Below are 7087 nucleotides of genomic sequence, written 5' to 3'. Positions count from 1 at the left end.
AGCGCCGAGAGCATCGGCGGCGTCGGCGAGACCGCGCTCTCGATCGCGGTCTGAAGCCACATCTCCATTTCGCGCGTATCCCGGCTCAACTCGGCGTAACCGAACGTGCCCGCGGAGCCGGCGATCCGGTGCAGCCCCTGTCTCAACTTCTCCAGCATCGCCGGATCGAGCACGCTCTGGCGCGCGCTCAACTCGCGTGCCTGGGCAGTGAGGGTCTGCAGATCATCGCCGAGACGCTGGCTGTATTGCGCCTTGAGCGCCGACAGCCGCGCCTGTATGTCGCTATCCTGCATGGGACCGCTCCCAGATCTCCCGCAACTGTGTCGACAGTGTCATGGGGTCGAACGGCTTGATGACCACGTCCAGGGCGCCAATGGCGCGATAGTGCTCGATCTCGCTGGGCTGGACCTTGGCCGTCATGAAGACCACCGGGATCGCCCGCGTGGATGCCTGCTCCCGCAACCGGGTCAAGGTCGTGGGGCCATCGATACCCGGCATCATGACATCGAGCAGAATCAGGTCCGGCTGCCACTCGTCGGCGCGTGAGATCGCAGACTGACCGTCGTCGCAACTCCGGACTTCGAAGCCGCCGACGATCTCGAGCGCAACCTTGGCCACCTCCTGAATCGAGATATCGTCCTCGACATGCAGAATCCGTTGAAGAGGTTTCATCTCAGCGGGTTTCCTCGTTGTGATCGTCCGATGAGGTCGCAGCGCCCTGGAGCTGGCGACCGAAGGCTTCCATGAGCGCCTCGGCGGAGAGACCGGGCCTGGCGATCGCCGTTTCCATGCGCCCCAGCAGGGTCGGGGCCAGCGCCTCCTCGGACAGGATGATGACGGCCGGCTGACGTGCCAATTGACTCAGGATCGGGATGATCTCCCAGCCGGGGGATTGCGGCCCGGTGAGATCCAGCGATATCAGGCCATAGTCGTGGCTGTCCAGCAGGTAGCGCGCCTCCTGCAGCGAACGCGCCACGTCCAGGGTCATGCTGGGGGCGAGCTGTTGCGCCACCCGATGGGTCAACTCGCCATCGCTCTCGACATGCAGGATGCGCTCGCGCTGGGGTCTCAGGCTCAGCGAACTGTGCAGCGCACCGGCCAGCCGTCTCTCGTCGAGCGGTTTGGCCAGCCAATCGACGGCATCCAGGCGGCCGCCGATCTCGAGCTGCCCCTCTTCCGCGGCCGCCGACACGATCAACACCGGCAACTCGCGGGTGCGGGGCTGCTCGCGCAGCTGCCGCAGCAGCGTCAGGCCATTGCCGTCCGGCAGCAGCAGGTCGAGGGTGATGGCATCGAAACTGCGGCGCTCGAGCCATTTCAGGGCCTCGCCGATGGTGTGGGCGGTTTCTGCCTGATAGCCCCAGTGCCTGACCAGCGTGGCCAGCAGCACGGCGGTATCCGGGTCGTCCTCGACGATCAGCAGCCGCGATCCGAGGGTATCGACTTCCTTCGCCTCATCGCGCGCCTGCGGATCTTCCGCTGTCGCGTCGGATTCGGGTTGCTGGATCATCTCCTTGCAGGGCAGTTCGAAGAAGAAACAGGCGCCCTGCCCGGCTTCCGAGAAGAAGTTGATCGATCCCCGCATCCGCTCGACGAGTTCACGCGTGATGGCGAGGCCCAGGCCGGTACCGCCCTGCTTGCGCGTGGTGGAAGCGTCGGCTTGGGAGAACTTCTGGAAGATACGATCGTGAAACTCGACGGGAATGCCAGGGCCGTGATCGATGACGCTGACCCTCGCCCGGTCGCCGATCGGCTCGACACGAACCTCGACCTGCGTGTGCGGCGGGGAGAACTTGGCCGCATTGGAGAGCAAATTGCTCATCACCTGCTGCAGGCGCATGGGGTCGACGTTGACGCTCGCGCGATCCATGCGGTCGGTCACCACGTAGCGGGTCTGGAACTGGTCGGCGTATGCCTGGTTGGACTCGATCGCCTGGTCGACCAGCGGCATCAGCGGCTGCTCCTGCAGCTGGAACGTCATCTTGCCGGCGACCAGTTTCTCCATGTCGAGCAGATCGTTGATCAGCAGGATCAGGCGCTGGGAGTTGGTGTGTGCGGTCGTCAGCATGCCGCGCATGGCATCCGGCGGCGTGCCCAGGGCCCCGCCCTGAATCAGTCCCAGCGCGCCGGAAATAGAGGTCAGCGGCGTGCGCAGCTCATGGCTGACGGTGGAGATGAACTCACCCTTGAGGCGCTCGTCACGCTTGCGATCGGTCACGTCATGCAGGAAGCCATGCCATATCGTGCCACCATCCGCCTCGCGCTCGGGAATCGACTGCCCGGCGAGCCAGATGACCCGGCCGTCGGGGCGCTGGATGCGATACTCGCAATGCCACGGCGTCAGGTTCTCCATGGACTCGTTGATCGACCGAAGCACCTTGTCCCGATCCTCTTCGAGGATCGTCTCGGTCACCGCGGAGGAGTCCTGCGCGGCCTGCTCCGGCGTGATCCCGTAGAACGAATTGATCGCCTCGCTGGCGTAGGGGAACGACGGCCGACCCTCGGCATCGATTCGGTACTGGTAGATCATCCCCGGCGTCTGGGAGGCGATCTTGCGCAGCCGCTTGCTCAACTCTTCCCGCGCCTCGACGTCCCTCCACCGCATCAGCGTGGCGCCGATCCAGCGCGCCAGCAGCCGCACGAACTCCTTGTCGACCTCGTCGAATTGCCGTGGGTGCGGCCGATCGCTGCTGAACGCCAGCGCCCCGTAGCGCTCACCATGCACCCAGATGGGTGCGCCGATATAGCTCTTCAACGCGTAGCGCAGCCGACAGCGATGCTCGCCGTAGCCATCCTCGTCGGCATCGGCAAAAGCGACGACATCGGCACTGGCCATGGTCAGCTCGCAGAACGTATCGCTGGTCTTGAGGTGCTGTCCCGGCTCGAATCGCTGGTCGATGGAGTAGGCCGCCTGGATCAGGTAGTCCTCCCCCTCGATGCGGTTGGCGACGGCGAAGGGCATGCCGAGATGCTCGGCGCCCTGCTGCAGCGCCTTTTCCACCAGGCGCTGGAAGGAGGTCTCCTGCAGGGCAGCGATGTCGTTGAGGGTCTGCAGCGTCTCTTTCTGCGCCTCGAGCCTCCGATTGAGGGACTCCAGCGTCGATTTCTGCCCTTCGAGCCGCTGCTGGTGACGAAGCATGGTGTCACGGGTCACGCGGCGCGTGCCCCACAGCAGCAACAGCAGGCAGGCCTCGGCGATCAGCCATGCCACCCCCCAGCGCAGCCAGGTGCTGACGATCAGCGCATCGCGACGCTCGAGCTGGGTCGTGATGTCCTTCCAGACCGCGACCGCCGCCACCGCCCGCGAGCGGTCGTCGCCAGCCCGGCTCAGCGGGATCAGCGTCAACAGGTAGCCACGACCGTCGTTTCCCTGGACCACGGACCAGTTCGTCCGGTCGTGAACGACCGGCACCTGGCGTCGTGACACCCAGTCATCGATCAGCTTCTGGGAGCTGTCGGTCACGCGCCACGAGCCCGAACCTTCGCCGACGCCATCCTGACGGGAGAGAATCGCGACACCGCTCTCCAACTGGTCGGAGAGCCTGTCGACATCGGGCACGACGGCCAACTCCACCTCCAGCAGTCCGACCAGGGTATCGCTCTTCTCATCCTCCGGGCCGAAGATCGGCGCGATCCCGGCCGTGGTGGCTCGCGAACCGTCGAACTCGATGCCGTAGACCGCACCCCGGGTCTCCAGGCTCCGTCGCAGCAGATAGTCGCTACCCCCGGATGTCCGGGGCGCGCCATTCGACTGCAGGCTCAGGAAGGGATTCGCATCGCTGTCACCGGGCAGGAAGAGATTGAGTTCCAGGGCGCTGCCCGCTTCCAGCGCCCTCCAGTAGGGGGCGAGGTTCTCGCGCAGCCGGGTCCGGATCGCTTGCAGCCGCTCCGGCGAGACCGGGTCCGAGGCCTGCGCCATGAGCCCCCGAACCACCGGGTTGGCGACCAGCGTGGTTGCCAGCAGCTGGACGCGGCGCTCGAGCCCCGCGCGGGAGGCGTTGATGGTGATCCCCTGCTCCCGGGACTGAAAATCCAGGTCCCGGGAAAAGTCCTCGCGATCGTTGAACAACGCCTGCAGCAGCATCCAGCCGAAGAACAGCGTCAGCAGGACGCTGCCCAGCACAATCAGCCATATCGGTAAGCGAGAGACCTTCACCCGGGTGTCACCTCATGAACGGTTCGCAAGCACGTCACGACTCATGCTTTTTCATGAGGGTAACTCATTCGGCTACTCCGTCGACCGTTGAATGGATTGCGAACCGATCCACTGACAGGCGAATTGCCATGCGGCACGACCGCTGCGGACGCCTCGCAGTGTCGCGTAGCGTACCGCCTCGGCGCGGGCCGCCTCGCTCCAGGCATCCTCTCCTCCCAGGTGCGCGACCCAATGGCGGCAGGTCTCGAGGTAGGATTGCTGGTCGAACGGATGAAACGCCAGCCACAGGCCGAACCGATCCGACAGCGAGATCTTTTCCTCCACCGCATCGCCATGGTGCAGCTCGCCATCGACCAGGTGAGTCTGTTGATTGTCGGCCATGGACTCCGGCAACAGATGACGACGATTCGACGTGGCGTAGAGCAGTACATTGTCAGGTGGCCCGGTCAGGGTGCCGTCGAGAACGCTCTTCAACGCCTTGTAGGCATCGTCGCTGCCCTCGAACGACAGATCGTCGCAGTAGACGACGAATCGCTCCGAGCGGTCGCGCAGACGCTGCACCAGGATCGGCAGCGCGACCAGGTCGTGACGGTCGACCTGGATCAACCGCAGCCCCTCGTTGGCCAGCGTGTTGAGCAGGGCCCGCACCATCGACGATTTGCCGCTGCCGCGGGCGCCCCACAGCAAGGCGTGGTTGGCGGGGTAGCCCTTCAGGAACGCGCGGGTGTTGTCCAGCAGGGCGCGCTTCTGGCGCTCGACCCCGATCAGATCGTCCAGCCGGACGCCATCCCGGGGGGATACCGCGACCAATTGCCCGCCAAGCGGGTGGGACTGCCACAAGGCCGCGACATCACGCCCCCAGTCGACCGCTGGCGGCTGCTCGGGCAGCCACCCCTCGACACGATCCAGCAAGCGGCTCAAACGTAGCGCCAAATCACCATCCATCCTCGATTCTCCTTGAAACGAACTGGGCCAGACGATTCCGGCAAGAGGCTTCACGACCGGGGGGAAACAGCGACGAAAATCGATCTCCCCGGAGGATTGCAGGTTGCCGGAAACGGAGTATCTTGTGCCGGCTGAATCCGCGGGTCCAGTCGCATCCCGTTCGGTCGGCCCGAGTCATCGGCCATGGGGTGAGGTCGCGACACCGCCACTCCTCCCCGTTCCTCCCACACCGCATTCCAAGGAGTGACGATGGCGTTCCGCTTCCGTTTGCTCGCCGTACCGCTGCTGGCGGCCTCCCTCGGTGGCTGCCTGGCGCTTCCTCAGGTCGGCTTCATGCTGGGGCGAATCGCGCTGTCGTCGATGGGCGTGGAGAACGTCCGTATCGGCAACTATCACTTCTCACCCGGCCTGGAAGGGATCGACGAGCTCTCGCTGCTGAGCTCGGGGCTGGCATTGGCCGGTCTGCCGGTGAATGTCGATCTGCCGCTGGCGATGGCGCTGCCGGCGGGAACGCCGTCGGTCACGCTTCAGGGCTTCGACTGGCAGCTCCAGGTGCCGGGCGCGGAACCCACCGCCGGCGAAGTCACCGACCCCATTGCACTGCAAGGCGGCGCGACGACCACCGTGACCCTGCCCGTCGCGCTGGAGCCGAGCGGGATCGACGCCCTCTCCTCAAAGGCCGAGCGGGTTTCGTCCCTGCTGTCGCTCGCCCGACGATTGAGCCGCGACGGCGAACTGCCGGCGGGAAGTCGTCTCACCTTGACACCCACGCTACCGGCCGCCCTCGACGGTATCGTCACGCCGCCGACACTGGCGCTGGACATCGGTGAGCCGGCCGACGGCGACCAGCGCGCCCCGTCGGCTTGACCGGCCTGCCAGGCCGGGTATCTTGGGCCAATCGACATCCCCAACAACGCATGACCAGAGAGTTTCGGAGACCATCATGTCAGGAAGACCCTCCCCCCGGCTGATCGGCGCCCTCGGCCTCGCAGCCCTGCTGAGCGCCTGCAGCACCTCGCCGACGGGCCGCAACCAGTTGGCCTTCTATTCCGACGACGAGCTGGCGCAGATGGGCCAGCAGAGCTTTGCCCAGTACCAACAGGAACTGCCCACGGTCAGCGGCGCCCAGGCCAACTACGTGCAGTGCGTGGCGAAGGCGATCACCGCCGAGGTCCCCGCCAGCGCCGGGATCTCCGAGTGGGAGGTCAAGCTGTTCAAGGACGACACCGCCAACGCCTTCGCGCTGCCGGGCGGCTATATCGGTGTCAACACCGGACTGCTCGACGTCGCCACCAATCAGGATCAGCTGGCCGCGGTCATCGGCCACGAGGTCGGTCACGTGCTGGCGCACCACGCCAACGAGCGGGTTTCCACCCAGGCAGCGACGCAGAGCGGACTCTCCGTGCTGCAGACGGTGGCGGGGCTACAAGGCGCGGGTGGCGAACAGGTGATGGGGCTGCTGGGTGCGGGGGCGCAGTACGGCGTCATTCTGCCGTTCTCCCGCAAGCAGGAATCGGAAGCCGACCTGGTGGGGCTGGACCTGATGGCGGATGCCGGATTCGACCCCAGCGCCAGCATCCAGCTGTGGCAGAACATGGCTGCCAACAGCCAGGGCGAGCCGCCGGCCTGGATGTCCACCCACCCCAGCAACTCGCAGCGGATGGAAGGCCTGGACAATCGCCTCAGCGAAGCCCAGCCACGCTACGAGCAAGCCAGGGCCAACGGCAAGCGGCCCAACTGCAAGGTTTGATCCTCTCGCGTTCGGTTTCCCGGTAAGAGCCAATACGCTCGGGGTTTCCACCCAATGACGCCTTCCAGACGACGCTGGACGACAGTCACCCGTGCCGGGTCTTGCGTCATGGATGACGCAAGAGGCGCGTTGGGCAGGGATGCCCTTTCGCGCCGACCCGCGCACGGGGGATTGGCGTTCAGGGTTTCGTCGTCTGGGGCGTCAAAAAGGGGAGCGCGAGGGGCTTGCCCCTCGCA

The 7087-nt window shown here is 65.7% G+C and carries 6 protein-coding genes; 2 read left to right on the top strand and 4 right to left on the bottom strand.

What is annotated here, in order from left to right; translation table 11 throughout:
* The 4 genes from Q0602_RS03440 to Q0602_RS03425 form a co-directional block, all read right to left on the bottom strand.
* On the bottom strand, positions 1–293 hold a 293-nt coding region (locus Q0602_RS03440; RefSeq protein ID WP_298839017.1), incomplete at its 3' end, for an Hpt domain-containing protein.
* Positions 283–672, bottom strand: a complete 390-nt coding sequence (locus tag Q0602_RS03435) for a response regulator (RefSeq protein ID WP_295038042.1) — start codon at positions 670–672, stop codon at positions 283–285. The genes Q0602_RS03440 and Q0602_RS03435, both read right to left, overlap by 11 nt.
* Before the next feature lies 1 nt (position 673).
* Positions 674–4156 carry an ATP-binding protein gene (locus Q0602_RS03430; protein ID WP_298839010.1) on the bottom strand — a complete coding sequence of 1161 codons (3483 nt, stop codon included), beginning with the start codon at positions 4154–4156 and terminating at the stop codon, positions 674–676.
* 72 nt (positions 4157–4228) lie between these two features.
* Positions 4229–5101 (bottom strand): ATP-binding protein, encoded by an 873-nt coding sequence (locus tag Q0602_RS03425; RefSeq protein ID WP_298839003.1) that lies wholly within the window; start codon positions 5099–5101, stop codon positions 4229–4231.
* A 249-nt stretch (positions 5102–5350) separates the two neighbouring features.
* Here Q0602_RS03425 and Q0602_RS03420 point away from each other — a divergent pair, with 249 nt between their 5' ends.
* Together Q0602_RS03420 and Q0602_RS03415 are read left to right on the top strand one after the other, a co-directional pair.
* Complete coding sequence (locus Q0602_RS03420) at positions 5351–5968, top strand: hypothetical protein (RefSeq protein WP_298839000.1); 618 nt, start codon at positions 5351–5353, stop codon at positions 5966–5968.
* 76 nt (positions 5969–6044) lie between these two features.
* On the top strand, positions 6045–6851 hold the full coding sequence (locus Q0602_RS03415; RefSeq protein WP_298838997.1) for a M48 family metallopeptidase: 807 nt from the start codon (positions 6045–6047) through the stop codon (positions 6849–6851).
* Positions 6852–7087: the final 236 nt, after the last annotated feature.

The sequence above is a fragment of the uncultured Salinicola sp. genome (genome assembly GCF_937921195.1).
Taxonomy (GTDB): Bacteria; Pseudomonadota; Gammaproteobacteria; order Pseudomonadales; family Halomonadaceae; genus Salinicola.
Note: the sequence above shows the minus strand (reverse complement) of the source record. Positions and strands in the feature narration are given on the sequence as shown.

What these genes read in the sequence shown, in the direction of transcription:
- Q0602_RS03420 (WP_298839000.1), top strand. Translation starts at nt 5,351, where the DNA reads ATGGCGTTCCGCTTCCGTTTGCTCGCCGTACCGCTGCTGGCGGCCTCC.
- Q0602_RS03415 (WP_298838997.1), top strand. Translation starts at nt 6,045, where the DNA reads ATGTCAGGAAGACCCTCCCCCCGGCTGATCGGCGCCCTCGGCCTCGCA.
- Q0602_RS03425 (WP_298839003.1), bottom strand. Translation starts at nt 5,101, where the DNA reads ATGGATGGTGATTTGGCGCTACGTTTGAGCCGCTTGCTGGATCGTGTC.
- Q0602_RS03435 (WP_295038042.1), bottom strand. Translation starts at nt 672, where the DNA reads ATGAAACCTCTTCAACGGATTCTGCATGTCGAGGACGATATCTCGATT.